Consider the following 25,224-nt stretch of genomic DNA (forward strand, 5'->3'; position numbering starts at 1 on the left):
GCCACCCCGCCCGCCACACTTCAGCACCAGCGATGATTCCCGCATGGTTGGATGAAGCATCGCTAACCGATCGGGAGCCGCCGTCATGCTCGACCTCCAGCGGCTGCGCGCCCTGCACGCCGTCTCCGTCCACGGCACCGTCGGCGCCGCCGCCGTGGCGCTCGGATACACCTCGTCCGCCGTCTCCCAGCAGATCGCCAAGCTGGAGCGGGAGACGCGGACCGTGCTGCTGGAGCGGGAGGGCCGGGGTGTGCGGCTGACCGACGAGGCGCACCAACTGGTGCGCGCCGCCCGGGAGCTGATCGCCATCGTGGAGCGGGCGGAGACCGAGCTGGAGGAGCGGCGCGGGGTGCCGGCCGGGCGGCTGACCGTCGCCGCGTTCGCGTCGGCGGCCCGCGGGCTGATGCCGCCCGTGCTGGCCGACCTGGCGCGCCGGCACCCCGCGCTCGACACCCGGCTCACCGAGATCGACCCCCATCTCTCGGTGGACCTGGTCGCCAAGGGCGCGGTCGACCTCGTCGTCGCGCACGACTGGGACATCGCGCCGCTGCCCGCTCCGGCGGGCGTGGAGCAAGCGGTCATCGGGGACGACCCGTGCGATCTGCTGGTGCCCGAGGGGCATCGGTTCGCGGGGCGCACGGCGGTGCGGCGGGAGGAGCTGGGCGGTGAGCGGTGGATCTGCCAGCCGCCGGGGCGGGTCTGCCACGAGTGGCTGGTGCGCACCCTGCGCACGGCCGGGCACGAGCCGGAGATCGTCCACCAGGCCGACGAGAACCCGACCCTGGTCGCCCTGGTCGCCGCCGGGCTCGGCATCGCGCTGATCCCCCGGCTGGGGCGCGGCCCGCTGCCCGCCGGGGTGGTGGAGGTGCCGCTCGACCCCGTGCCCGTACGGCGGCTGTACGCGCTGTGGCGCACCGGGGCGGCCCGCCGTCCGGCGATCGCGGAGACCGTCCGCGCGCTGGGCGCGCACTGGCCCGAGGTGTCGGCACACGCGCCCCACTCGCCCCACTCGCCCCGTTGACCCCGTCCGGCCCCCCCGGTCCCGACTTCGGGGGACACGCCCCGGGCGGGGAACCCGTCCCCGCCTCCGTCCGTCCCATGTGCAGGCTGCCGGACGAGTCTCCGTGGTGCGGTGTCGGCCCTCGCTGCTGGCTGCGATAGCTGACCAACCCTCTCCGCCGTGCCGCGGCCGGCAGTACGCCGTCATCGGCGCGCCCCCTCCCGTTGCGCCGGTGACGGCCCCTCCCGGTTGCCGCGCACGCCCTTGACTGGCAGAAACTTCCCGGATATTGGTGACCTCCCGGCAGTTTCCTTCAAGCGGATCCCCGGTCCCCGCGGATCACCTTCCAAAGGAGCGCACGTGCCCGACAGCAGCACCGGAAGCACGGGAAGCACCGCACGTCCGTCCAGACGCGCCGTCCTCGCCGCGACGGCGGGCGTCACCACCGCCCTCGCGGCCGGCGGCACCGTCCACGCGGCCGCCGGCCCGTCCGCGCACGACGACAAGAGGCTGCGCGCCCTCATCTCCCGCATGACGCTTCAGGAGAAGGTCGGCCAGCTGTTCGTGATGCGGGTCTACGGCCACTCCGCCACCGACCCGGACCAGGCCGACATCGACGCCAACCTCGAGGAGATCGGCGTCCGCACGGCCGCCGAACTGCTCGCCAGGTACCGGGTCGGCGGGATCATCTACTTCGCCTGGGCGCACAACACCCGCTCCCCACACCAGATCGCCGACCTGTCCAACGGCATCCAGGAGGCGTCCCTCGGCCTGGAGCGCGGGCTGCCCGTGCTCATCTCCACCGACCAGGAGCACGGCATCGTGGCCCGCGTGGGCGAGCCCGCCACCCTGCTCCCCGGTGCGATGGCCATCGGCGCGGGCGGCTCCCGTTCCGACGCCCGCGCCCTCGGCCGGATCGCGGGCCGCGAACTGCGCGCCCTGGGCATCCGCCAGAACTACTCCCCGGTGGCCGACGTCAACGTCGACCCGGCCAACCCCGTCATCGGCGTCCGCTCCTTCGGCGCCGACCCGCGGGCCGTCGCGGAGCTCGTCGCGGCGGAGGTCGAGGGCTACGAGTCGTCCCGCGTCGCCTCGACGGCCAAGCACTTCCCCGGACACGGTGACACGATCACCGACAGCCACGCCGAGCTGCCGTACATCCACCACACCCGCGAGGAGTGGGAGCGGCTGGACGCGCCGCCGTTCCGGGCCGCGATCGGCGCGGGCATCGACTCCGTCATGACCGCGCACATCGTCGTCCCGGCGCTCGACGCCGCCGAGGACCCGGCCACCCTCTCCCGCCCCATCCTCACCGGCATCCTGCGCGAGGAGCTGGGCTACGACGGGGTCGTGGTGACCGACTCCCTCGGCATGGAGGGCGTCCGCACGAAGTACGGCGACGACCGGGTGCCGGTGCTGGCGCTGAAGGCGGGCGTGGACCAGCTGCTCAACCCGCCCTCCCTGGACGTCGCCTGGAACGCGGTCCTGAACGCCGTGCGCAACGGGGAGCTGACCGAGTCCCGGCTCGACGAGTCGATCCTGCGGGTGCTGCGACTGAAGGCGAGGCTGGGCCTGTTCGAGGACCCGTACGTCTCGCACGCCGGGGTCGACCGCACCGTCGGCACCCGCGCCCACCTGGCCGCCGCCGACCGGATCGCCGAGCGCACCACCACCCTGCTGGTCAACGAGGGCGGCCTGCTGCCGCTGTCCCGGCGCCGGCAGCCAAAACTGCTGGTGGTGGGCGCCGATCCCGCCTCCCCGTCCGGTACGACGGGGCCGCCGACCGGGGTGCTCGCGGACGCCCTGACCGGGCTGGGCTTCACGGCCACCGCCCTGTCCACCGGCACGGCACCGTCCGCCGCCACCGTCGCCAAGGCGGTCGCGGCGGCCCGGGACGCGGACGCGGTGATCGTCGGGACGTACAACGTCGGCCCGGCCAGCAGCCAGAGGACGCTGGTCGAGCAGTTGCTGGCGACCGGGAGGCCGGTGGTCGCGGTCGCGATCCGCAACCCCTACGACGTGGCCCACCTGCCCGGCGTGGCGGCGTGTCTGGCGACGTACTCCTGGACCGACGTCGAACTGCGGGCGGCCGCACGGGTGATCGCGGGCGCGGTGGACCCGCGCGGGACGCTGCCGGTGCCGGTGCAGCGGGCGGACGACCCGGCGACGGTGCTGTACCCCGTCGGGCACGGGCTGACCTACTAGCCGCCGCACACGGGCACCGCCCCTCCCCCGTCGGACGTAGCGCCCGTACGTCACACACCCGACGCACCACACCCAAGGTGCGCAAACCACCCCGTATGTCTGGCGTGACCCGGCGGACCGGGTCACGCTGGACGGGGGTGTCCGGGGGGATGACGATGCACGTGGGACATGGGTGGGGGACGCGCGCCGCGCTCGCGGCGGCGGCCGCGGTACTGCTCGCCGGCTGCCGGGGCGCGCCGGACGGCGGCGCCGGGGAGGACGGCCGGCCGGGCGGGCGGCACACGGCGACGCCGACGGCGGTCCTGCCGTCCGGCTACGGGGCGGTGTTCCTCGCGGTCGACGAATGCAGCTCCTTCGGCCGGACCAGCTTCACCGAGGTGTCCTGCGGGAGCGAACGGGCGGCGGCCCGGGTCGTCGCCCGCCACGACGGGACCGTGCGCGACGGGCCGCGCTGCCCGGCCACCACCGACTTCGTGCTGCACATCAGCGAGCAGCGCCCCTCCTCCGACGAGGACGGCGACGGCTCGGTGCCGCGCGGTTACGCCTGTATGCGCCACCTCCAGCCGCCGCACCCCGGGGACCCCGGCGGCGGGGGCGGGCCGCGCACCATCGTCGGCGACTGCGTCTACGACCTGGGCGACGGCAAGGTCCGCGAGACGGCGTGTGACGGCAGCGGCGAGCGGAGACCGGAGTTCGAGGTGACGAAGGCCGTGGACACCCGGTCGAAGTGCCCGGAGTCCACGGCCCTCTACGTCCGGCTCGGCGGGACCACCCCGGTGGGCTGCGCCCGCCCGGTGTAGTCCCGCGCGGGCCCTACGGCCGCAGCGTCCGCTGCCGTTCGACGTCCCGCTTGTCGAGCTCGGCGTCGAACTTCGCCAGCGGCTTCGCCGCCGCCGGGTTCTCCTGGACCGCGTCCGGCGCGACGTCCGCCCAGTCGAGGATGCGGGCCGTGGCCAGCGCCTTCTCCTCGGCGACGAGTCCGGCCACGTTCGCGCCGTGGTTCATGCCGGGCGCGGTGAACACGTACGCGTCACGCGCGCCGTGCCCGACCCGGAACGGCTCGGCGCCCCACGGGTCGTTCTCGCCGTACACGAACAGCATGTGCCGCGCGTGGTGGCGGACCCAGGAGTCGACGTCCCGCATGGCCCGCGGCTCGAACTCCATGTCGATCGAGCGGGGCACGAAGTTGCGCGGCGGCTGGTAGCCGTAGCGGATGTACTTCTTCTCGATGTGCGGGAAGCGGATGGTCGGCGCGCCCAGCTGCGTGCCGGCCTGGTAGTAGTACGGCGTGTACGGGCTCAGGCCCTGGTCCGTGTAGAACGAGAACCCGGAGATCGTGTCGATCGAGGTCCAGATCTCGTCGTCGGTGGCGTTCTTCGCGTCCGCCGGGATGTCCCCGCAGTCGGCGAGGGTGCTGTACTGCCAGAAGCCCCACACGTAGTCGAGGACGACGGCCTCGTACGCCCGGTCCAGGCTGCCGATGGTGTCGAAGGTGTAGCCGTTCTCGGCGGCGTACGCCTCGTACCTCTTCTCCAGCGGCTCCCGGCGCACCAGCGCCTCGCGCTGCACCGCGTTCAGCCGGTCGCGGCACTCCTTCGTGCCGACGCCCGCGAAGAAGCGGTCGTAGGCCGAGTCCTCCTTGTTCACCACGTCGTTGGGGGCGACGTAGGCGACCACGCCGTCCATGTCACGCGGGTAGAAGCGCTCGTAGTAGGTGGCGGTCATGCCGCCCTTGGAGCCGCCGGTGGAGATCCAGTTCTCCGAGTAGATCTTCTTCAGCGCCGTGAAGACGCGGTGCTGGTCGCTGGCGGCCTGCCAGATGTCCAGCTTCGACCAGTCGGCCGGTTCGGGCCGGGACGGGGTGAAGAAGCGGTACTCCAGGGAGACCTGGTTGCCGTCCACGATCTGGGTCGGCTCGGCGCGGCGGGGCGTCGTGGAGACGCTGTAGCCGCTGGTGTAGAAGACGGTCGGCCGCGCGGTGTCCTTGTGCAGCACGGTGATCCGCTGCTGGAACGTGCCCTCGGCGGGCCTGCGGTGGTCGACCGGCTGGGTGTAGTCGAGGACGAAGAAGCGGTACCCGGTGTACGGCTTCTCCTCGATCAGGCTCATGCCCGGTACGGAGAGCAGTCTCTCCTTGATGTCAGTGGTGCCGGTGGCCTCCGGCTCGGCGGCGGTGGCCGCCCCGGCCGTACTCATGGTGCCTATGAGCACCGTGAGCGCCAGCAGCCATCTGAGCGCCTTGCGCATGCGCACTCCCCTGTGAGACAGATGTGCGCCGGAAGCTACTGGACCAACTCCCCGCAGCACCAGGGGACATAGGGTTAACCCTCGGTCGGGCGCCGGTCAGCACAGGATCCAGCCGGAGCTGACGGACCCGCCGCCGACCCTGCCCTTCACCCACACGCAGCGGCGGCCGGCGTGCACGGTCACCGGTCCGGCGTGGTGCTTGAACCTGCCCTCGTCGACGACCGGGCGGCCTCCGCGCGCCCGCACGCTCACCGACATCTTCCGTCTGGTGCCGGGGTTCTTGGCGAGGGTGACGGCGCAGACGTAGCCGCCCCGCTTGTAGACGGCCACCGAGCCGGTGGAGAACGGCAGCGTGCGCACCTTGCGCCCGGCGCAGTACGCGGCGGCGTGCGCGTCGGCCGGCGCGGCGACGACGAGCAGCCCCGAGACGGTCAGCACCGCAAGGACCGGCGCGAGTCGCCGACGTATCGCTCCACTGCCCACAGTCGTCCTCCCCGTACCGCACCTGCCGCGCCAGTCGGCGTACGCGTGTACGGACGCATGACGTACGCCGGATGGTTGCACACGGGGCCGTCGGGGCCGCCGTTCACGCCGGCGCCGGCACGTCCTCCCCCACGAACGTCCGCCACAGCCGGGCGTACGCGCCGCCGAGCCGGAGCAGTTCCTCGTGCGTGCCGTCCTCCACGACCCGGCCGTGGTCCATCACGACCACCCGGTCGGCGCGGGCGGCGGTGGTGAGGCGGTGGGCGACGACGAGCGTCGTACGGCGTCCCGCGAGCCGGTCGGTGGCCTGGTTGACCTGCGCCTCGGTGGCCAGGTCGAGCGCGGCCGTCGCCTCGTCGAGCAGCAGCACGTCCGGGTCGACCAGTTCGGCACGCGCCAGCGCGATCAGCTGGCGCTGCCCGGCGGACAGGTTGCGGCCCCGCTCGGCGACCTCGTGGAGGTAACCGCCGTCCAGCGTGGCGATCGTCTCGTGCGCGCCGACCGCGCGGGCCGCCGCCTCCACCTCGGCGTCGGTGGCGTCCGGGCGGCCGTAGGCGATGGCGTCGCGGACGGTGCCGGGGAAGAGGTATGCCTCCTGCGGTACGACCCCGAGCCGGTGCCGGTACGCGGTGAGGTCCAGGTCCCTCAGGTCCGTGCCGTCGACGGTGACCCGCCCGTCCGTCGGGTCGTAGAACCGGGCGACCAGCTTGACCAGCGTGGACTTCCCGGCGCCGGTCTCGCCGACGAAGGCGACGGTCTGCCCGGCGGGGATGGTGAGGTCGATGCCGTCGAGCGCCTCCTCTCCGTCCCCGTACGCGAAGTGCACGCCCTCGAAGGCGATCTCCCCGCGCAGTGACGGCACGTCGAGCGGCTTCTCGGCGGCGTCCGTGGAGGCCGGCTCGCGCAGCAGTTCCTGGATGCGGCCCAGTGAGACGGACGCCTGCTGGTAGCCGTCGAAGACCTGGGAGAGCTGCTGCACGGGCGCGAAGAACAGGTCGATGTAGAGCAGGTACGCCACCAGCGAGCCGATCGCCAGCGTCCCGTCGTCGACCCGGCCCCCGCCCACGACCAGCACCGCCACGGCTGCGACCGAGGACAGCAGCTGCACGAACGGGAAGTACACCGAGATCAGCCACTGGCCCCGGATCCGCGCCTCGCGGTAGTCGGCGCTGCGTTCGGCGAACCGGCGCCCGCCGTCACGCTCGCGGCGGAACGCCTGCACGATCCGCAGCCCCGCCACCGACTCCTGCAGATCGGCGTTGACCACCGACACCCGCTCCCGCGCCAGCTCGTACGCCTTCACGCTGGCCCGGCGGAAGAAGTACGTGCCGACGACCAGCGGGGGCAGGGTCGCGAAGACGACCAGGGCGAGCCCGACGTCGAGGACCAGCAGGGCGACCATGATGCCGAAGAAGGTGACCACCGAGACGAACGCCGTGACCAGGCCCGTCTGCAGGAACGTGGACAGCGCGTCGACGTCCGTCGTCATCCGGGTCATGATCCGGCCGGTCAGCTCGCGCTCGTAGTAGTCGAGGCCGAGCCGCTGGAGCTGGGCGAAGATCTTCAGCCGCAGCGCGTACAGGACGCGTTCGCCGGTGCGTCCGGTCATCCGGATCTCACCGATCTGCGCCGCCCACTGGACGGCCACGGTGAGCAGGGCGAGCAGGGAGGCCGCCCAGACCGCGCCGAGGGCGGTCTGCGTGACGCCCTGGTCGATGCCGTGCCGGATCAGCACCGGCAGCAGCAGGCCCATGCCGGCGTCCACGGCGACCAGGCCGAGGCTGATGAGGAGGGGGGTGCGGAAGCCGCGCAGGAGACGGCGCAGGCCGTAGGAGTCCTCCGGCCGGACGGCCTGGGCCTCGTCGACGTCGGGGACGTCGTCGGCCGGGGGCAGCGCCTCGACCTGGGCGAGGAGTTCCGGGGTGGCCGGGGCGCCGGCCAGGGCGGTGTCCTTGGGCTCGCGGTCGCCGGTCCACAGCCGTGGGGTGACCCCGCGCTCGGCGTCGAACTCGGCGTCCAGCTCCGCGCGGACCGAGGTGTCCTCCTCCCGCGGTCCGGCGGGCGGGGTGTGGCCCGGGGAGACGGCGCCGAGCTCGTCGGGGTCGGTGAGCAGCCTGCGGTAGAGGGCGGAGCGCCGCTGGAGCTCGTCGTGGGTGCCGATGTCGGCGAGCCGGCCGCCGTCGAGGACGGCGATGCGGTCGGCGAGGTTGAGGGTGGAGCGGCGGTGGGCGATCAGCAGGGTCGTCCGGCCCTCCATGACCCCCTTCAGCGCCTCGTGGATCTCGTGCTCGACGCGGGCGTCCACGGCGGAGGTCGCGTCGTCCAGAACCAGCAGGCGCGGGTCGGTGAGGATCGCGCGGGCGAGGGCGACGCGCTGGCGCTGGCCGCCGGAGAGGGTCAGGCCGTGCTCGCCGACGGTGGTGTCGTAGCCGTCGGGCAGCTCGTCGATGAACCGGTCCGCCTGGGCCGCGCGGGCGGCGGCGGTGATCTGCTCGTCGGTGGCGTCCGGGCGGCCGTACGCGATGTTGGCGCGCACGGTGTCGGAGAAGAGGAACGAATCCTCCGGGACCAGTCCGATCGCGGCCCGCAGGGACTCGGTGGTCAGCTCGCGCACGTCGTGGCCGCCGACGAGGACGGCGCCGTGCGTGACGTCGTAGAAGCGCGGCAGGAGCAGGGAGACGGTGGACTTGCCGGAGCCGGAGGCGCCGACGACGGCGAGGGTCTCCCCGGGCCGGATCTCGAAGGAGAGGCCGTCCAGGACCGGCCGGCCGGGGTCGTAGCCGAAGGAGACGCCGTCGAACTCGACGGTCGCGGGCGCGTCGGCGGGCAGCTCCTTGGTGCCGTCGGTCAGGGACGGCTCGGTGTCGATCAGCTCCAGGACGCGTTCGGTGCCGGCGCGGGCCTGCTGGCCGACGGTGAGGACCATCGCGAGCATCCGGACCGGCCCGACGAGCTGGGCGAGGTAGGTGGAGAAGGCGACGAAGGTGCCCAGCGTGATGTGCCCGCGCACCGCGAGCCAGCCGCCGAGCGCCAGCATCGCCACCTGGCCGAGGGCGGGGACGGCCTGGAGGGCCGGGGTGTACCGGGAGTTCAGTTTGATGGTGCGCAGCCGCCCCGCGAACAGCCGCCGTCCGACCTCGCGCAGCTTGCCGGTCTCCTGCTCCTCCTGCCCGAAGCCCTTCACCACGCGTACGCCGCTGACCGCGCCGTCGACCACTCCGGCCACGGCTCCCGCCTGCGCCTGCGCGTACCAGGTGGAGGGGTGCAGCCGGGTGCGGCTGCGCTTGGCGATCCACCACAGGGCGGGGGCGACGGCGAGGGCGACGGCGGTGAGCGGCAGCGACAGCCACGCCATGATCACCAGGGAGATCAGGAACAGCAGGAGGTTGCCGATGGTCATCGGCAGCATGAAGAGCAGGCTCTGGATCAGCTGGAGGTCGCTGGTGGCGCGTCCGACGACCTGCCCGGTGGACAGCTCGTCCTGGCGTCTGCCGTCGAGCCGGGTGATCGTCCCGTACATCTCGGTGCGCAGGTCGTGCTGGACGTCCAGGGCGAGCCGGCCGCCGTAGTAGCGGCGGACGTAGGTGAGGACGTAGACGGCGAGCGCGGCCCCGACGAGCAGACCGGCCCAGGTGGTCATGGACCTGGTCCTGTCGCCGATCACGTCGTCGATGATCACCTTGGTGATCAGCGGGACCAGCGCCATCACGGCCATGCCGCCGAGGGAGGAGCCCAGCGCGAGGACCACGTCCCCCGGATGCCGCCACGCGTATCCGGCCAGTCGCCGTGCCCATCCCCGTTGCGGTGTCACGCGGGTGCCCTCCGATCGTCCTGATCTGCCGGAAGGCACCAACGCGGTCAGCGGCGGATTTCATCCCTCCGCAACATTCAGAGGCGTACGCGCAGAGCGTAGAGGCGGGTGGTCTGGCTCGCGTTCTGGTTGTCGTCGCTGACCAGGAGCACCTTCAGCCGGCCGTGGTCGCGGCCCGTGACCACCATGCCCTCGATGTTGTCGAGGAGCGGGTTGGGCTGGGGCTGCCTGGCGGTGGCGCCGAGGGAGGGACAGTCGGCGAGGTCGGCGAGCAGGGTCTTGTCGTACGTGCTGCCGTGCCGGTCGGCCAGGTAGAGCCGGACGGTGTTGCCGACGCCGGAGGTGAAGCCGCGCTCCAGGACGAGCAGCCGTCCGTCGGGGGTGGCGGTGACCTCGGTGACCCCGAGCCCCCGGTCGGTCGTGTACGTGTACTGGGCACCGGGCCGGAAGCCACCGTGGGCGGTGCGCCGCCAGGTCTGGAGGCGGACCTGGTCGTCGGGGTCGCCGGTGAGGGCGTACTCCATCGACGCGACCAGCGTGCGGCCGCCGGGGAGGAGGGTCAGGCCCTCGAAGCTGCCGTTGGCACGGGCGCGGGTGCCGAGCTCCTCGGGCACCGGCAGCCGGTCGAGGATCTTCCCGTCCCGGGAGTAGCGGCGCACGGTGGGCTCGGTCTCGGAGGAGACGAGATACGTGCCGTCCCGGTCGACGACCAGTCCCTCGGAGTCGAGCGCGGCCCCGTTCTCGTCGGCGAGCGGCATCACGTCCTCGGGCCGCAGGGTCCGCGCGTCCAGCCGGAACAGGGCGGACCGGTCGGAGAGGGCGGCGACCGTGCGGTGCCGGTCCGTGGCGAGGGCGGAGAGGTTGCCGACGTAGGTGCCGTCGTGCGTCGTCTTGTCGAGCGCGTCGGAGAAGCGGTCGATGGAGACGGACGTGGAGCAGGCGTGGCGCGTCCCGTGCTGCTGGGCGTCGGCGGGTCCGGCGGCGGTCAGGCAGGTCGCGGCGGCGAGAGCGGCGGTGGTGGTGGCGAGGAGGGTTCTCAGGCGCATGCCGCCACCGTAGGACGGCCGGGTGACGGCCGGTCACCGCTTACCGACACACGACCGACACCTCTTCTTCACCCCCGCGCATACATGTCCATGTCACCCTTCCGTTCGGCCGCTCAATCAACTCGCGTAGAACGGACGTCCCCCATGCCCGTGACACACATACGCCGCCGCTGGAAGAGCCTCGCCCTGGCCACCTCGGCCGTCCTGGTCGGGCTCACCGTCCCCGCCCTGACCGCACCGGCCGCCGGCGCCGCGACCACCGCGTACGACGACACGTACTACGCCGCCGCGATCGGCAAGTCCGGCACGGCACTGAAGGACTCCCTGCACACGATCATCAGCGACCAGACGAAGATCTCGTACTCGGCCGTCTGGGAGGCGCTGAAGGTCACCGACCAGGACCCGAACAACAGCAGCAACGTGGTCCTGCTGTACTCGGGCCTCTCCCGCAGCAAGTCCCTCAACGGCGGCGACACGGGCGACTGGAACCGCGAGCACGTGTGGGCCAAGTCCCACGGCGACTTCGGCACCTCCACCGGTCCCGGCACCGACCTGCACCACCTGCGCCCCGAGGACGTCCAGGTCAACTCCATCCGCGGCAACAAGGACTTCGACAACGGCGGCAGCTCGTTCACCAACAGCGGCGGCAGCCTGACCGACTCCAACTCCTTCGAGCCGCGCGACGCGGTCAAGGGCGACGTGGCCCGCATGATCCTCTACATGGCCGTCCGCTACGAGGGCACCGACGGCTGGCCCGACCTGGAGCCCAACGACTCCGTCACCAACGGCAGCAATCCGTACCACGGCCGCCTCTCGGTCCTGAAGCAGTGGCACCAGGAGGACCCGCCGAGCGCGTTCGAGGAGCGCCGCAACGAGGTCATCTACGCCTCGTACCAGCACAACCGCAACCCGTTCATCGACCACCCGGAGTGGGTCGAGTCGATCTGGTAGCCGCCAGGCGGGCGCCCCGGCTCCCGGCGATCCGACGCACGTCGGTGAGCGACTCGCACATGCGCGCGAGCAGGAACCGGAGCTGGTCCGCGGTCACGCGGCGGTCGGCCAGCAGGTCCGCCGCGTGACCGAGCAGCTCGTCGGCCATGGCGAGTTGCGTCCGCTCGACGGCGTCGGCGTGGCGCGAGAGGTACCCGGTTCCGTCGGTGACGAGATAACAGGGCTTTCCGTCCGACCCCGTCCAGGGCAGGAGGCGCGGTTCGGGGTCCTGGTACGTCATGCCGTCACCGCCACGCCGTGGATCGCCCGCGGCCCGGCACCGACCGTCCGTGGTCCGGCGTCGGTCGCCCGCGCCCCGGCACCGACCGTCCGTGGTCCGGCGTCGGTCGTCCGCGGCCCGGCGCCGGTCGTCCGCGGCCCGATGTCCACGCCGTGTACGGCGAGCCACAGCGCGCGGCGCCGGGTCCACTGTCGCCGCGCCTCTTCCCGGTCCTCGTGGGCGAGGACGTAAGGGCGGACGAGGGCGTTGTCCTCGCCGCGGAGGTGTCGAGGACCGGCCCTTCCGGCGGCCCGCACCTCGACGCCCGGCGCGATCCGCCGCGGGACGGGCGCGGAGGCGATGCGGTGCCTGCCCTTGCCGGGCAGCAGAAGCCGCAGCAGGGGGCCGGCAAGACGGGTGAGACGGTCGTTCATGTCGTCGACTCCTCGGACTCGTTGATGAGCACGCCCCGGGACCGGCCCGACGGCCACGGGGTATCGCCTTGTGTAGTCATCCACTCACAGAGTGAGACGAGTGCGGCTAGGCTCGCCAGAGGGGAACCGGTGACAAGGCCTTCGTCACAAGGAGGTTGACGCCATGAGCAGCGTCTACGGGGATTGGCTCAAGGAGCAGCGCGAGTCCGCGGGTCTGACCCAGCAGCAGTTGGCCGACACGGTGATCATGACGCGTTCGCACATCGCCCACATCGAGGCGGGTCGCCGGGTGCCGTCGAAGGAGGACGCGCGCCGCCTGGACGCGGCGCTGAACACGGGAAACGTCCTGAGCAGCTTCCTGCCGGAACAGCACGCCGCAGTCGCCGACTACTTCGAGGCCGCGCGACTGCTCGAACAGCAGGCGGTGATGATCCGGGAGTCCGCGGTGACGTTCGTACCAGGGGTCCTACAGACAGAGAGATACGCGCGAGCCGTCCTTGGCACGACGTTCCCTCCCCTGGGTGACGAGGAGCGTGACAAGCGCCTTGTCACACGCCTTGAGCGGGCGAAGATCCTCGACAATCCCACGACGCCCGCCTTTTGGGCCTTGTTGGACGAAGGTCTGCTGCATCGCCTGGTGGGCAGCCCCGATGTCATGGCAGAGCAGCTCATGCACCTTGTACGAATGGTCGAGCGAGGTCGGATCCGCGTTCATGTGATGCCTCGCGCAACGGGCGCCTATCCCGTCATGCAGGGCATGTTGAGCCTGATGTGGTTCGAGGACCAACCCCCGGTGGCTTACTCGGAGGGTGTGCGGGTGGCCAAGATTCATGACGCTCCGGCCGTCGTCGAACAGCTGCAGGGCGCTTACCATCTCGCACTGAGCGACGCACTCCCGCTACGCGAGTCGCTCGCCGTCATGAAGACCACAGCGAAGGACTACGGACACGATGACTGACCGGACCATAGCCGACGCCACCATGCTCAGCGGTTGGCGCAAGTCGTCGTACAGCGGAAACGAAGCAGGCAGTTGCCTGGAAGTGGCCGATGACCACTCATCCGGTGTGGCGGTTCGGGACTCGAAGGTGATGGACGGGCCGGCGGTGGTTTTCTCCGTGACCGGGTGGATGTCGTTCATCGCCGCGCTCAGGAACTGACCCACCCATCCGAAAAACGTGAACACTTGGGCCCCCGCCGTATTCTCGTCGCTCATTTGAGTGGCCAACTGGCGTTGACCTGCCCTGTGCTCACGCTTTTCTCCAAGGTGTCCTCCATGAGCTCCCGATTCGCCTACGACCACAACCCCCACAGCACAGGGCACGTGATCAGAACCGTGCGCACCCTCATGCGCACCGACGGCCTGGACGTGTCCCTCACCGCCGTCGCCCGCACCTGTGGAATCACGCGCAATTTCCTCTACGCCAACTGGAAGTCCGCCTCGGCCCTGCACCTGCGTGCGTTGCGGACGGAGCTGGCGCAGGCCTTCGACACGGCGGATCGCACCTCCCCCAGTGACGGCACCGTCCCGGGAATCACCGCGCATCTGACGGAGGTCGTACGGGTCGTTCGCCGTCACCCGACCACGGCCGCCGTCGCGCGTACCTCCCCCGAAGCCTTCTCGACGGCGTACACGGCGGCCGAGGGACCGCTGATGCAGACCGCGACCGAGCGCATCAGCGACGTGCTGCATCCCCTTTACTCGCACGGTGGTGTCTGGGGCGATCCCGAACTCGGCTCCCGGCCCTGGAAGATCCTGTGGATCGCCCGGCCCGCCGCCCTCTGCCCCGAAGCAGTCGGGGACCGGGCCCGGGAGGACACACTCGACAACGCCTTCGGCGAACTGCTCCGCGACCTGCTCGCCCCCTGGGCTGCCCACCCGCGGTGAAGCCCGGTACGGCCTGCCGGCAGTCAGGAGGGCAGGGGCTCGGGCGCTTGTCCCGGGCTGCCGGCGGCCGACCGGTCGGGGCCGGCGAAGTCGCGCGGCACGGCCGTGGACGAGCCCCTCCCCCGACGCCCCCAGGAGAACCGGCCCGATGACGCGACGCGGGACGCCGGCCCCCGAGCCCGTACACACGCGCGTACAGCACCCGCGCAACGACGCACCACTCCGCAGAACACCGCACCCCGCACACCCCACACCTGGGGCACCCACGCAACAGCGCATCACCCCCGCAAAACACCAGCCCCCGCATCTACAGCACCCGCATCTACAGCACCCGTGCAACGACGCACCACTCCACAGAACACCGCACCTCGTGCACCCCGCACGTGTGGCGCCCGCCCCTCGGTGGGAAGCGCCTCCGCGGAGCCTCCGGTTCGCCCCATCAGGTGATGTGGACGGTGGCGCGGGGTCGATCGACCCTGCGCCACCGTGAACATGGGATCACCCCGGCACGGACACCGGGGCGATCCCACGCTTCGACGACGCCTTACTGGAGAGTGCCGTGAAGACTCGTTCCTGGTCCCTCGCCGCCGCCCTCGCCCTGACCGCCCTCCTGCTGCCCGCCCACACGGCGTCCGCCGCCTCGGACGAGCCCCCGTCCTGTCCCGACGGGGCGGTGTGCTTCTGGAGCAACGAGGGCTTCGACGGCGACTACTGGGAGTGGCACACGCGCAGCGGCTACCGCGACACGCCGTCCCGCTTCCACGACCACGTCGGCTCGTTCGTCGCCGGTGCCCGGGCCTGCCTCGTGAACTGGCAGCCGGCCGAGAAGCGGGACGTCTTCGACGGCGACTGGCGCTCCCGCTACCTCGGCGACTTCGGCGGACGCATCGACGGGGTCAGCCCGGGCGGCTGCTGACCACCGGACCCGCCCCGGGAGCGCCGTCAGCTCCGACAGCGCCCACGCGAGGTCGGAGCCGTCGATGCTCCCGGTCCCGGGACCGTACGGACTCCCGGGCCCTCGAACGATCCGGTGCCGGTGCTCAACCCGTGGGCCACCCGTCGGTGACGGACGGCGGGCGACCGCACGTGAGGGTCAGCGTGCGCCTCTGCCGGTCGGTCCCGGTGACGACGACCGTGAGCTCGTCGCCGACCCGGACCGTGTCCGACGCGGCGTCCCCGGGCGACCCGGGAAGGTCCCGCGGACGGACCAGCCCCTCGATGCCGTCGGCGACCTCGACGAAGACACCGAACGGCACCAGCCGAGTGACCCTTCCCCGGAGGACCCGGCCCGTCGGGTTGCGGTCGGCGAACGCCTGGAAGGGGTCCGGCCGCATGCCCCGCAGGGACAGCCTGGCCTCCATGTTCCACGTGTCGAACTGAAGGAACACGCAGGAGACACGCTGACCGGTCTCGACGGCCTCCGCGACCGAATCGAGGCTCCGCCAGGACAGTTCGGGGACCGTGATGAACCCTACGCCGGGGAAGACCGGATGGTCGGGGCCCTCGTCCAGCGCCACGAACACACCGAACCGTTCGATCGCGGCGACGGTGCCGGAGAGGACCTGCCCCTCGGTCAGTGATTCCAGGAACGCCCGCAGTCCCGGGGTCTCGAACCGGTCCTCCATACCGGTCAGCCTCTCACGAGGAGCGGGCGCGGACACAGGAACCCTCCTCGTGGAGGCGCCGTCGCAACGACCGGGTGCCGGACCCTTGGCGACCGGCCGGTGCGGAAGGGGCGGCCGACGGGCGCCACCAGCGTGCAAGAGGGCGACCACGTGGCCCTGTGCCCGTGGTGGACGCAGGAACTCGACGCACGTCCGAACCCGGGGCGGGACCTCACCGGTCACTCCGGGTGAGGGTCACTTCAGGTGGGTCGGGGCGAACATCCGCAGCACGGCGGGGAGTACGACCACCGCCGGACCCGGTGTCGCCAGGGCCTTCGCGAGGTCCTGTTCCAGGGTTTCGGGGCTGGTCAGCAGGCCGGGGACACCGAAGGACTCCGCCAGGGCCACGTAGTCGGGGCGGATGAGTTCCGTCGCCGTGGGTTCGCCGAAGGCGTCGGTCATGTACTCGCGCAGGATGCCGTAGCCGCCGTCGTCGACGATCAGCCAGGTGACGTCGAGGTCGTACTGGCGGGCCGTGGCCAACTCGGCGACGGAGTACAGGGCGCCACCGTCCCCCGAGACCGCCAGCACCGGGCGGGTGGGGTCGGCGACCGCCGCGCCGAGGGCGGCCGGGAAGCCGTAGCCGAGACCGCCGGCGCCCTGCGCGGAGTGCAGGCGGTTGGGGCCCATGGCGTCGAACGCGGACCAGGCCCAGTAGGCCAGGATCGTCATGTCCCAGAAGGACGGCGAATTCGTGGGCAGGGCGCGACGGACCGCCGTCAGCACCCGCTGTTCCAGGGCGATTTCCTGGGACGCGAGGCGTTCACGGACACGTTCCAGCACTCCCCGTACACGCTCGGGCGCGGTCGCGTCCTCGCGCGGTTCCACCGTCTCCAGGAGCGCCTGGAGGGCGAGGCGGGCGTCGGCGTGGATGCCGAGGCCCGGGTGGTTGGACTCCAGTTTGCCGAGGTCCGCCTCGATCTGGACGACCCGGCCGCGCGGCTCGAACGTGTGGTAGTTCGAGGAGAGTTCGCCGAGACCGGAGCCGACGACCAGCAGGACGTCCGCGTCCTCCAGGAAGTCGGTGGTGTGGCGGTCCTCCAGCCAGGACTGCAGCGACAACGGGTGCGTCCAGGGGAAGGCGCCCTTGCCGCCGGGGGTCGTGACCACGGGCGCCCGGAGCCGTTCGGCGAGCTGCTTCAGCTTGCCGGAGGCGTCCGAGCGGACCACTCCCCCGCCGGCGATGATCGCGGGACGGGCGGCGTTCGCCAGCAAGTGGGCGGCGAGGGCGGTCAGCTCGGGGCGCGGGGGCAGCTCGTCGGGGGTGGCGTCCACCGCCGTCACCACGGGCAGGTCCGTCTCCGCGAGCAGTACGTCCTGCGGGATCTCCACCCACACGGGGCCGTGCGGGACGGTCAGCGCCGACTTCCAGGCCTCCGCGATCGCGGACGGGATCTGGGACTGCGTACGGGCCGTGTGGACGGACTTGACCACGCCGCGGAACGAGGCCGACTGGTCGGGGAGTTCGTGCAGGTAGCCGTGGCGGCCACCGCCCAGGCCGGCCGTCGGGACCTGACTGCAGATCGCCAGCACCGGCGCCGAGGCCGCCGCCGCCTCCTGGAGCGCGGCCAGGGAGGTGAGGGCGCCCGGGCCCGTGGACAGCAGCAGCGGGGCCGCCTCACCGGTGATCCGGCCGTAGGCGTCCGCCGCGAAACCGGCGTTGTTCTCCACGCGCAGGCCGATGTAGCGCAGGTCGGAGCGGCGCAGGGCGTCGAACACGCCGAGGGCGTGCTGGCCGGGCAGGCCGAAGACGGTGGTCGCGCCGAGCCCGGCCAGGGTCTCCACGACCAGGTCCCCGCCGTTGCGGCCGGGAGGAGGATTCAGCGCGGCCTCCGTCTGGGCGGCGGTCGGGCGGAGCACCAGGTCGTGGTCGTGGGTCACTGCGCGCGGGCCTCTGCAATCTGGCGGGACATGATCGTGGTCAGCTCGTACGCCGTGTGGGACGCGGCCACCGAGGTGATCTCGGCGTGATCGTACGCGGGGGCCACCTCGACGACGTCGGCCGAGACCAGGTTGCAGGACGCCAGCCCGCGCAGGATCTCGAGGAGCTCGCGGGAGGTCATGCCGCCGGCCTCGGGGGTGCCGGTGCCGGGGGCGTGGGCCGGGTCGAGGCAGTCGATGTCGATGGAGATGTACAACGGGCGGTCGCCGATGCGCTGGCGCAGCTGGTCGGCCACCTCGTCGGCGCCCCGGCGGTAGACGTCCGCGGAGGTGACGATGCCGAAGCCCATCTTCTCGTCGTCGGTGAGGTCCTGCTTGCCGTAGAGCGGGCCGCGGATACCGACGTGGGAGAGGGCGGAGGTGTCGAGGATGCCCTCCTCGACCGCGCGGCGGAAGGGGGTGCCGTGGGTGTACTCGGCGCCGAAGTAGGTGTCCCAGGTGTCGAGGTGGGCGTCGAAGTGGAGCAGGGCCACGGGGCCGTGCTTCCTGGCGACGGAGCGGAGCAGCGGCAGGGCGATGGTGTGGTCGCCGCCCAGGGTCATCAGGCGGGCGCCGGTGCCGAGGAGGTCGTCGGCGGCGGCCTCGACCGTCTCCACGGCCTCGTTGATGTTGAAGGGGTTCACGGCGATGTCACCGCCGTCCGCGACCTGGGCGAGGGCGAAGGGGGAGGCGTCCTGCGCGGGGTTGTAGGGGCGCAGCAGCCGGGAGGCCTCACGGATGGCGTTGCCGCCGAAGCGGGCGCCCGGCCGGTAGGAGACGCCCGAGTCGAACGGCACGCCCACCACGGCGACGTCGGCGCGGCCGACCTCGTCGAGACGGGGCAGCCGGGCGAAGGTCGCGGGACCGGCGTACCGCGGGATGCGGGACGAGTCGACGGGGCCGCGGGGCGTCTCGTTGCTGCTCATGGAGTACTGCCTTCTTTCCTGCGCTTTGTCGCGTATGCACTGCCCGCCCTGACGACTCTACTGGGCGGCGGGGACCCGGATGGCCGACTGCCGTGCGGGTCCTTCTTCGCGCACTGCCGGTCACCTCGACCCTAGGTGGCCGAAAGGCGACTGCGAAGTGTACGTTTCCTCCATATCCGCCGAACGGGATGGAGGAAACGTCCACCATGCCGGACCTCATCGTCCCGCCCACGCCGCCCGTGCCCCTGGAGGCCCTGCTGGCCCGCGCGGACCTCGGTCTGCGCCGGATCGCGGGGCCCGACGACCCCGGCACCGTCGTGCACTGGGCGCACGCCTCGGAGATGGCGGACCCGTACCCGTATCTGCTGGGCGGGGAGCTGCTGCTGTCGGCGGGGGTGCACATCCCGGAGGGGGCGGGCGCGGGGTACTTCGACGCCTACGTCTCCAGGATCGTGGCGGCGGGCGGGGCGGCGCTCGGTTTCGGTCTGGCGCCGGTCCACGACGCGGTGCCGGGGGCGCTGGTGGAGGCCTGCGAGATGCACGGGCTGCCGTTGCTGGAGGTGCCGCCGCGGACCACGTTCTCGGGGGTGGCGCGGGCGGTCTGGCAGTTGATGGCGCAGGCCCGCCTGGCGGAGCTGCGCCGGGTCACGGAGGCCCAGCAGAGCCTCGCCACCGCGGCGGCCCGCCCGGACCCGGTGCGGCCGGTGCTCCACCAACTGGCCCAGCGGATCGGGGGCTGGGCCGTCCTGTTCGCCCCGGACACCACCGAACTCGCCGCCTCGGGCACCACCCCACCCCCCGAAACAAGACAGTCCCTGTCCGACCTGGCCAAGGTGGTGCGCCCCCACACAGCCGACGCACCTGCGGACAGCCGCACCGACGTGACTGCGGGCAGCCGCGCCGACGCAGCCACGGGCAGTCGCGCCGCTGGGGCGGCACGGGTGGGCGATGGGGGTCCCCCCGTTCGAGCGCAGCCGAGAGTGGGGGAGGCACCCGGCGAACGCCGGCACATGGCACCCGCCCCCACCCCCGCCTCCGCCAGCGACACCGCCAACGGCACCCACCTCGCCGCCTACGCCCTCGCCCCCGGACACGGATACGTACTCGGCGTGGCCTCACCGCGACGCACCCCCGGCGACCACACCATCGCCTCCGTCGCAGCCGCCCTGCTCACCCTCCTCACCGGCCAACAGCGGAGCGGCACCGGTGCGGCCCACTCCTCCGCCCTCGTACGGCTGCTGCTGGGCAGTCCGCCCGAGGACGTGGCGCCGCTCCTCGGCGGAGAACGGTGGCACGTCGTCCACGCACGGCCGGACGGCCGGACGGCACCGGACCCCGTGTCCGCCGCCGCACTCGGCTCCGCACTCGGTTCGGCCCTGGTGGACCCGGCGGACGAGGCCGTACGGATCCTGGTGCCGGCCGGCCGGCCCGTGGAGCCGCTGCCGGGCTGGACCCTCGGCGTCAGCGCGGCCGCCGCCCCGCCCGACTGGCCGGACGCCGACACCCAGGCCGCCCGCGCCCTGGCCCGGGCCCGCGCCACCCGCGCCCCGCTGCTCCGGCACGGCGACCGCCCCGCCCTCACCGACCTCGTCCCGCCGCACGACGCGGACGCCCACGCCCGGTCGCTGCTCGCGCCGATAGCGGCCGCTCCCGCCCTCACGGACACCCTGCGCACCTGGCTCTCCCTGCACGGCAGTTGGGACCGTACGGCGGTGGCGCTCTCCGTGCACCGCAACACCGTGCGGCAGCGGATCGCGCGGTGCGCGGCGCTGCTGGAGGCGGACCTGGACGACCCGGACGTACGGATGGAACTGTGGTTCGCGCTGCGGCGGACGTGAGGGCCTGAGTAGCCGTACGGAGTCGACTGAGTACATGACGCGCATCCCAGGAGGCGATACGCCGGAGACGCCCGCAGGGCGCTGCTCCACAATGGGGGGCATGCCGATACCCGGGACACCCAGCCGCGCCGAACTCGTCGAGCACCTGGTCGCCACACGCATCGCGGGCGATGTCGCCACGCCGCGCGAGAACAACCTCTCCCACTACCGCAAACTGGCCAACGGTGACCGCCACTTCTGGCTCGGTCTGGAGCTCGGCGACCGCTGGACCGACGAGCAGGACGTGCTCGCGGTGATGGCGGAGCGGGTCGGCGTCAACGACGACCCCGAGTACCGGTACGGGCAGGACACCATCGACCCGGAGCTGACCGTGGCCGGGCTGGAGCGCATGGCCGGGCGGCTGCGCAAGGCGGCGGACGGGCAGCAGCGGGTGCTGTTCGCGACCGGTCACCCGGGCGGGCTGCTGGACGTGCACCGGGCGACGGCCGCCGCGCTGCGGGCCGCCGGCTGCGAGATCGTGGTCATCCCGGACGGACTGACCACGGACGAGGGCTACGTGATGCAGTTCGCGGACGTGGCGATGCTGGAGCACGGCGCGACGCTGTGGCACACCCACTCCGGTGAGCCGATGAAGGCCATCCTGACCGCCCTGGAGCGCGAGGGCCGCCCGCTGCCGGACCTGGTCGTCGCCGATCACGGCTGGGCGGGTGCCGCGGGGCAGTACGGCGTGGACAGCGTCGGCTACGCCGACTGCAACGACCCGGCGCTGTTCCTCGCCGAGGCGGAGGGCACCGTCCAGGTCACGGTCCCCCTCGACGACCACGTGGTCAGCCCCCGCCACTACGACCCGATGACGGCGTACCTGCTGGCGGAGGCCGGCCTGGCGCAGTGAGAACGCCCGCGTCGGCCGGGGGCGGGGGAACACCCCCGGCCGACGCGGGCAGTCGGTGGACGCCGGGTCAGCCGGTGAACGGGACGGCGTCGGCGGGGTCGGCGTGCCAGTTGGTGGCGATGGGCCGGTCGACCGTGGCGGTGTCGGGGAGGCGGAGCGTGACGGAGTTCTCCTCGTCGCCGGCGACCGAGAGGTGGAGCCGGTCGAACTGCACACCGTTGTTGTCGTTAGTGGTCTTGGGGTTGATGCCGGCGTAGGCGGCGGTGGAGCCGCCGAGGACGACGTCGTCGCTGACGCTCTGCTCGGCGGGCGAGACCTCGGTGTCGGGGGAGGAGCCGAAGGAGGCGGAGGGGGACACGCCCTCCAGGTGGCAGACGATGCCGGGCTTGGCCTTGGCGGTGATCAGGTAGTAACCGCCCGCCTGCGTCTTGGACGTGACCTTGAAGCTCAGGTCGCTGGTCGCGCAGGGCTGGGTGGTGGAGCTGTCGGCGGTGGCCGTGGCGGTGGCGGCGCCGCCGAGGGCGAGCGCGGCGACGGCGGCCAGGGCGAGGCGGGCGGAGCGGGTGGCGAGGCGTGAACGCATGACGGTCTCCGTGGTGTGACGAGGTGGATCGTCCAGCGGGTCGCTGGGGATGACCGCAGCTTGTGCCGTGATCCGTCCCACCCGCCACACCGAACGCCCATCATGGGACGCTGGGACGCTGGAACAGGCGCTGACCAGCACGGATACCGACCGCGTGAAACGGTCCGCCGGGACGCGGACAGCCGTCCGGCCCGTGCGCGGGACACGTGCGGGGCGCCCCTTCCGCGCCTCGGGTGCGCGCGGAGAACATCCGGAGCCGGCTCAGGGGCGCGGGACGCGGACCACGCCCTCCTGGATGACCGAGACCGCGAGGCGGCCGTCCTGGGTGTAGATGCGGGCCTGGCCGAGGCCCCGGCCGCCGTGGGCCGAGGGGGACTGCTGGTCGTACAGCAGCCACTCGTCGGCGCGGAACGGGCGGTGGAACCACATCGCGTGGTCCAGGGACGCGCCGACGACGTCGCCGACGGCCCAGCCGCCGCGGCCGTGGGCGAGGAGGACGGAGTCGAGGAGCGTCATGTCGGAGACGTACGTGGCGAGGACGACGTGCAGCAGGGGGTCGTCCGCGAGCTTGCCGTTGGTGCGGAACCACACCTGGGAGTGGGGTTCGCGGGGCTCGCCGAAGCGGCCGTAGGGCGGCTCGTCGACGTAGCGCAGGTCGACGGCGGCACGGGCCTGAAGGAAACGCTCCACGACCTCGGGCGCGAGGTGGGCGTAGCCGCGCAGGCGTTCCTGCGACGTGGGCAGCGTGGCCGGGTCGGGCGACGGCGGCATCGGGTCCTGGTGGTCCAGGCCCTCCTCGTACGTCTGGAAGGACGCCGAGAGGTGGAAGATCGGCTTTCCGTGCTGGACCGCGACCACCCGCCGGGTGGTGAAGGAGCGGCCGTCGCGGATCCGGTCGACGGTGTAGACGATCGGGGCGCCGGGGTCGCCGGGGCGCAGGAAGTACGCGTGCAGGGAGTGGGCGGGCCGGTCCTCGGGGACGGTCCGCCCGGCGGCGACCAGCGCCTGTGCCGCGACCTGTCCGCCGAAGACGCGGGGGACGACGGCGCTGCGGGAGTGGCCGCGGAAGATGTTCTCCTCGATCTGCTCGAGGTCGAGCAGATCGAGGAGATCCTGTAGTGCCTGACTCATGAGGTCAGTTGTATACGGCAGGGATTTCCGGGGCCTTACAGCCCCATGTCCTTGGCGATGATCGTCTTCATGATCTCGCTGGTGCCGCCGTAGATGCGGTTGACGCGGTTGTCCGCGTACAGGCGGGCGATCGGGTACTCGTTCATGTAGCCGTAGCCGCCGTGCAGCTGGAGGCAGCGGTCGATGACGCGGTGGGCGACCTCGGTGCAGAACAGCTTGGCGCTGGCGGCCTCGGCGGGGGTGAGCTCGCCGGCGTCCAGGGCCTCGGTGGCGCGGTCGGCGACGGCCTCGGCGGCGTCCACCTCGGCCTGGCAGGCGGCCAGCTCGAACTTGGTGTTCTGGAAGTGGGCGACCGGCTTGCCGAAGACGGTGCGCTCCTGCACGTACTGCTTGGCGAACCGGACGGCGGCCTTGGCCTGCGCGTAGGCGCCGAAGGCGATGCCCCAGCGCTCGGAGGCGAGGTTGTGGCCGAGGTAGTAGAAGCCCTTGTTCTCCTCGCCGAGCAGGTCCTCGACGGGGACCTTGACGTCGACGAACGCCAGCTCGGCGGTGTCGGAGGTCTTCAGGCCGAGCTTGTCGAGCTTGCGGCCGACGGAGTAGCCCTCGGACTTGGTGTCGACGGCGAACAGGGATATGCCGTGGCGGCGGTCCTCGGCCGTCGGGGCGGCGGTGCGGGCGCAGACGATCACCTTGTCGGCGTGGACGCCGCCGGTGATGAAGGTCTTGGCGCCGTTGAGGACGTAGTGCGTGCCGTCCTCGCTCAGCTTGGCGGTGGTCTTCATGCCCGCGAGGTCGGAGCCGGTGCCCGGCTCGGTCATCGCGATGGCCCACATCTCCTCGCCGGTGACGAACTTCGGCAGGTAGCGCTTCTTCTGCTCGTCGGTGGCCAGCATCTTGAGGTAGGGCAGGGCGAGCAGCACGTGCACGCCGGAACCGCCGAACTGGACGCCCGCGCGGGCGGTCTCCTCGTAGAGGACGGCCTCGAACTTGTGGGTGTCCATGCCCGCGCCGCCGAACTCCTCGGGCACGCTGATGCCGAAGACGCCCAGCTCACCGAGCTTGTAGTAGAAGTCGCGAGGCGCCTGGCCCGCCGCAAACCACTCGTCGTAGACGGGGACGACCTCGGCCTCGATGAAGGCGCGGATGGTCTCCCGGAACGCCTCGTGATCCTCGTTGAAAACCGTACGGCGCACTGTCCGCCACCTCCAGAACCTGGGCATGTCTAAGCGCTTGCTCAGATCAAAGGTACCGGCGAGTATCCACAGCCGTCCAGAGCGGAGGCCCCGTAACGCTCGTCACTCCGCCGAGGTCAGCGCGAGCCCGCCGCCGCGAACGCGCCCCGGGCCATCCGGTGCAGCAGCTCGGCGGTGCCGGCGCGGCCCGGCAGGGAGCCGGGGCGGGTCAGGTGGGGGGTGGAGTTGAGCAGGCCGAACACCGAGTGGACGGCCGAGCGGGCGGCCGGTTCGGCCAGCTCCGGGTACAGCTCGCGCACCACCCCCACCCACAGCTCGACGTACTGCCGCTGCAGCTGGCGGACCAGCTTGCGGTCGGTGTCCCGGAGGCGGTCCAGCTCACGGTCGTGCAGGGTGATGAGGGGGCGGTCGTCGAGCGCGAAGTCGATGTGCCCTTCGATCAGCGAGTCGAGGACCGCCTCGGGGGCCGTCGTCCCGTCGGCCTCCGCCAGGCGCCGCTTCGCGCCGGTCAGCAGCGAGCCGCTGATCCCCACCAGCAGCTCCGCGAGCATCGCGTCCTTGCCCGCGAAGTGCCGGTAGAGCCCGGGTCCGCTGATGCCGACCGCGGCGCCTATCTCGTCGACCCCGACGCCGTGGAAGCCGCGTTCGGCGAAGAGCCGCGCGGCCTCCTTGAGGATCTGCTCGCGGCGGGTGGGGGCGTCGGTTCTGGTGGTCATGGAGACGATTCTAGACAGCGGGGTTAGCGCTCGTTAACCT

General features: G+C 72.2%; 23 protein-coding genes. 10 read left to right on the plus strand and 13 right to left on the minus strand.

The features are described 5' to 3' along the window. Positions 1-85 precede the first annotated feature (85 nt). The 3 genes from AB0A94_RS07475 (at position 86) to AB0A94_RS07485 (ending at position 4,005) form a co-directional block, all read left to right on the plus strand. Positions 86-1,021 carry a LysR family transcriptional regulator gene (locus AB0A94_RS07475; RefSeq protein WP_361740227.1) on the plus strand — a complete coding sequence of 312 codons (936 nt, stop codon included), beginning with the start codon at positions 86-88 and terminating at the stop codon, positions 1,019-1,021. A gap of 339 nt (positions 1,022-1,360) precedes the next feature. Further along, positions 1,361-3,205, plus strand: a complete 1,845-nt coding sequence (locus AB0A94_RS07480) for a glycoside hydrolase family 3 protein (RefSeq protein ID WP_361740230.1) — start codon at positions 1,361-1,363, stop codon at positions 3,203-3,205. A 155-nt stretch (positions 3,206-3,360) separates the two neighbouring features. Further along, positions 3,361-4,005 (plus strand): hypothetical protein, encoded by a 645-nt coding sequence (locus AB0A94_RS07485; protein WP_361740615.1) that lies wholly within the window; start codon positions 3,361-3,363, stop codon positions 4,003-4,005. Positions 4,006-4,018: 13 nt separating this feature from the next. Here AB0A94_RS07485 and AB0A94_RS07490 read toward each other — a convergent pair whose 3' ends face one another. The 4 genes from AB0A94_RS07490 to AB0A94_RS07505 form a co-directional block, all read right to left on the minus strand. Next, complete coding sequence (locus AB0A94_RS07490; protein ID WP_361740233.1) at positions 4,019-5,452, minus strand: S28 family serine protease; 1,434 nt, start codon at positions 5,450-5,452, stop codon at positions 4,019-4,021. Positions 5,453-5,548: 96 nt separating this feature from the next. Beyond that, positions 5,549-5,935, minus strand: a complete 387-nt coding sequence (locus tag AB0A94_RS07495) for a hypothetical protein (RefSeq protein WP_361740236.1) — start codon at positions 5,933-5,935, stop codon at positions 5,549-5,551. A 103-nt stretch (positions 5,936-6,038) separates the two neighbouring features. Continuing rightward, the gene (locus AB0A94_RS07500) at positions 6,039-9,746 is read right to left on the minus strand and encodes an ABC transporter ATP-binding protein (RefSeq protein ID WP_361740239.1); all 3,708 of its coding nucleotides are present in this window, start codon (positions 9,744-9,746) and stop codon (positions 6,039-6,041) included. 77 nt (positions 9,747-9,823) lie between these two features. Continuing rightward, entirely contained in the window at positions 9,824-10,792 is a 969-nt protein-coding gene (locus AB0A94_RS07505) for an esterase-like activity of phytase family protein (RefSeq protein ID WP_361740242.1), read from the minus strand. Positions 10,793-10,936: 144 nt separating this feature from the next. Between AB0A94_RS07505 and AB0A94_RS07510 the strand changes: the two genes are divergently transcribed. Further along, the gene (locus tag AB0A94_RS07510) at positions 10,937-11,743 is read left to right on the plus strand and encodes an endonuclease (RefSeq protein ID WP_361740244.1); all 807 of its coding nucleotides are present in this window, start codon (positions 10,937-10,939) and stop codon (positions 11,741-11,743) included. Here the strand turns inward: AB0A94_RS07510 and AB0A94_RS07515 are convergent. Both AB0A94_RS07515 and AB0A94_RS07520 read right to left on the minus strand, forming a co-directional pair. Beyond that, positions 11,706-12,023, minus strand: coding sequence for a hypothetical protein (locus AB0A94_RS07515; RefSeq protein WP_361740247.1), 318 nt, complete (start codon positions 12,021-12,023; stop codon positions 11,706-11,708). The genes AB0A94_RS07510 and AB0A94_RS07515 overlap by 38 nt on opposite strands. Further along, entirely contained in the window at positions 12,020-12,436 is a 417-nt protein-coding gene (locus AB0A94_RS07520; RefSeq protein ID WP_361740250.1) for a hypothetical protein, read from the minus strand. Before AB0A94_RS07520 ends, AB0A94_RS07515 begins: the two co-directional genes overlap by 4 nt. Positions 12,437-12,599: 163 nt before the next feature. Here AB0A94_RS07520 and AB0A94_RS07525 point away from each other — a divergent pair, with 163 nt between their 5' ends. The 4 genes from AB0A94_RS07525 to AB0A94_RS07540 all read left to right on the plus strand — a co-directional run bounded on the left by AB0A94_RS07525 (position 12,600) and on the right by AB0A94_RS07540 (position 15,237). Next, on the plus strand, positions 12,600-13,394 hold the full coding sequence (locus AB0A94_RS07525; protein ID WP_361740253.1) for a helix-turn-helix transcriptional regulator: 795 nt from the start codon (positions 12,600-12,602) through the stop codon (positions 13,392-13,394). Next, entirely contained in the window at positions 13,387-13,593 is a 207-nt protein-coding gene (locus tag AB0A94_RS07530; protein WP_361740255.1) for a DUF397 domain-containing protein, read from the plus strand. Before AB0A94_RS07525 ends, AB0A94_RS07530 begins: the two co-directional genes overlap by 8 nt. A 116-nt stretch (positions 13,594-13,709) precedes the next feature. Further along, positions 13,710-14,321 (plus strand): hypothetical protein, encoded by a 612-nt coding sequence (locus AB0A94_RS07535; RefSeq protein ID WP_361740258.1) that lies wholly within the window; start codon positions 13,710-13,712, stop codon positions 14,319-14,321. A 559-nt stretch (positions 14,322-14,880) separates the two neighbouring features. After that, positions 14,881-15,237, plus strand: coding sequence for a peptidase inhibitor family I36 protein (locus tag AB0A94_RS07540; protein ID WP_361740261.1), 357 nt, complete (start codon positions 14,881-14,883; stop codon positions 15,235-15,237). A 124-nt stretch (positions 15,238-15,361) separates the two neighbouring features. On the opposite strand, the gene AB0A94_RS07545 is transcribed toward AB0A94_RS07540, so the two are convergent. The 3 genes from AB0A94_RS07545 to speB all read right to left on the minus strand — a co-directional run bounded on the left by AB0A94_RS07545 (position 15,362) and on the right by speB (position 18,831). Continuing rightward, on the minus strand, positions 15,362-15,946 hold the full coding sequence (locus AB0A94_RS07545; protein ID WP_361740264.1) for a S1 RNA-binding domain-containing protein: 585 nt from the start codon (positions 15,944-15,946) through the stop codon (positions 15,362-15,364). 234 nt (positions 15,947-16,180) lie between these two features. Beyond that, positions 16,181-17,866 carry a thiamine pyrophosphate-binding protein gene (locus tag AB0A94_RS07550; RefSeq protein ID WP_361740267.1) on the minus strand — a complete coding sequence of 562 codons (1,686 nt, stop codon included), beginning with the start codon at positions 17,864-17,866 and terminating at the stop codon, positions 16,181-16,183. Then, positions 17,863-18,831, minus strand: a complete 969-nt coding sequence (gene speB / locus AB0A94_RS07555; protein WP_361740270.1) for an agmatinase — start codon at positions 18,829-18,831, stop codon at positions 17,863-17,865. The genes AB0A94_RS07550 and speB overlap by 4 nt, the downstream gene beginning before the upstream one ends. Before the next feature lie 206 nt (positions 18,832-19,037). On the opposite strand from speB, the gene AB0A94_RS07560 reads away from it, so the two are divergent. Both AB0A94_RS07560 and AB0A94_RS07565 read left to right on the plus strand, forming a co-directional pair. Beyond that, positions 19,038-20,669: a helix-turn-helix domain-containing protein gene (locus AB0A94_RS07560; RefSeq protein ID WP_361740272.1), complete on the plus strand. Its 1,632-nt coding sequence runs from the start codon at positions 19,038-19,040 to the stop codon at positions 20,667-20,669. Positions 20,670-20,769: 100 nt separating this feature from the next. Continuing rightward, positions 20,770-21,561, plus strand: coding sequence for a phosphatase (locus tag AB0A94_RS07565; protein WP_217127665.1), 792 nt, complete (start codon positions 20,770-20,772; stop codon positions 21,559-21,561). A 67-nt stretch (positions 21,562-21,628) separates the two neighbouring features. On the opposite strand, the gene AB0A94_RS07570 is transcribed toward AB0A94_RS07565, so the two are convergent. The 4 genes from AB0A94_RS07570 to AB0A94_RS07585 form a co-directional block, all read right to left on the minus strand. Continuing rightward, on the minus strand, positions 21,629-22,144 hold the full coding sequence (locus AB0A94_RS07570) for a DUF4232 domain-containing protein (RefSeq protein ID WP_361740275.1): 516 nt from the start codon (positions 22,142-22,144) through the stop codon (positions 21,629-21,631). Between the two features lie 261 nt (positions 22,145-22,405). Then, complete coding sequence (gene tesB / locus AB0A94_RS07575; protein WP_361740278.1) at positions 22,406-23,275, minus strand: acyl-CoA thioesterase II; 870 nt, start codon at positions 23,273-23,275, stop codon at positions 22,406-22,408. Between the two features lie 35 nt (positions 23,276-23,310). Beyond that, entirely contained in the window at positions 23,311-24,468 is a 1,158-nt protein-coding gene (locus AB0A94_RS07580; RefSeq protein ID WP_361740281.1) for an acyl-CoA dehydrogenase family protein, read from the minus strand. A gap of 116 nt (positions 24,469-24,584) precedes the next feature. Beyond that, positions 24,585-25,184 (minus strand): TetR/AcrR family transcriptional regulator, encoded by a 600-nt coding sequence (locus AB0A94_RS07585; RefSeq protein ID WP_361740284.1) that lies wholly within the window; start codon positions 25,182-25,184, stop codon positions 24,585-24,587. Between the last annotated feature and the right edge of the window lie 40 nt (positions 25,185-25,224).

The sequence above is a fragment of the Streptomyces sp. NPDC044984 genome (genome assembly GCF_040646935.1).
GTDB lineage: Bacteria > Actinomycetota > Actinomycetes > Streptomycetales > Streptomycetaceae > Streptomyces.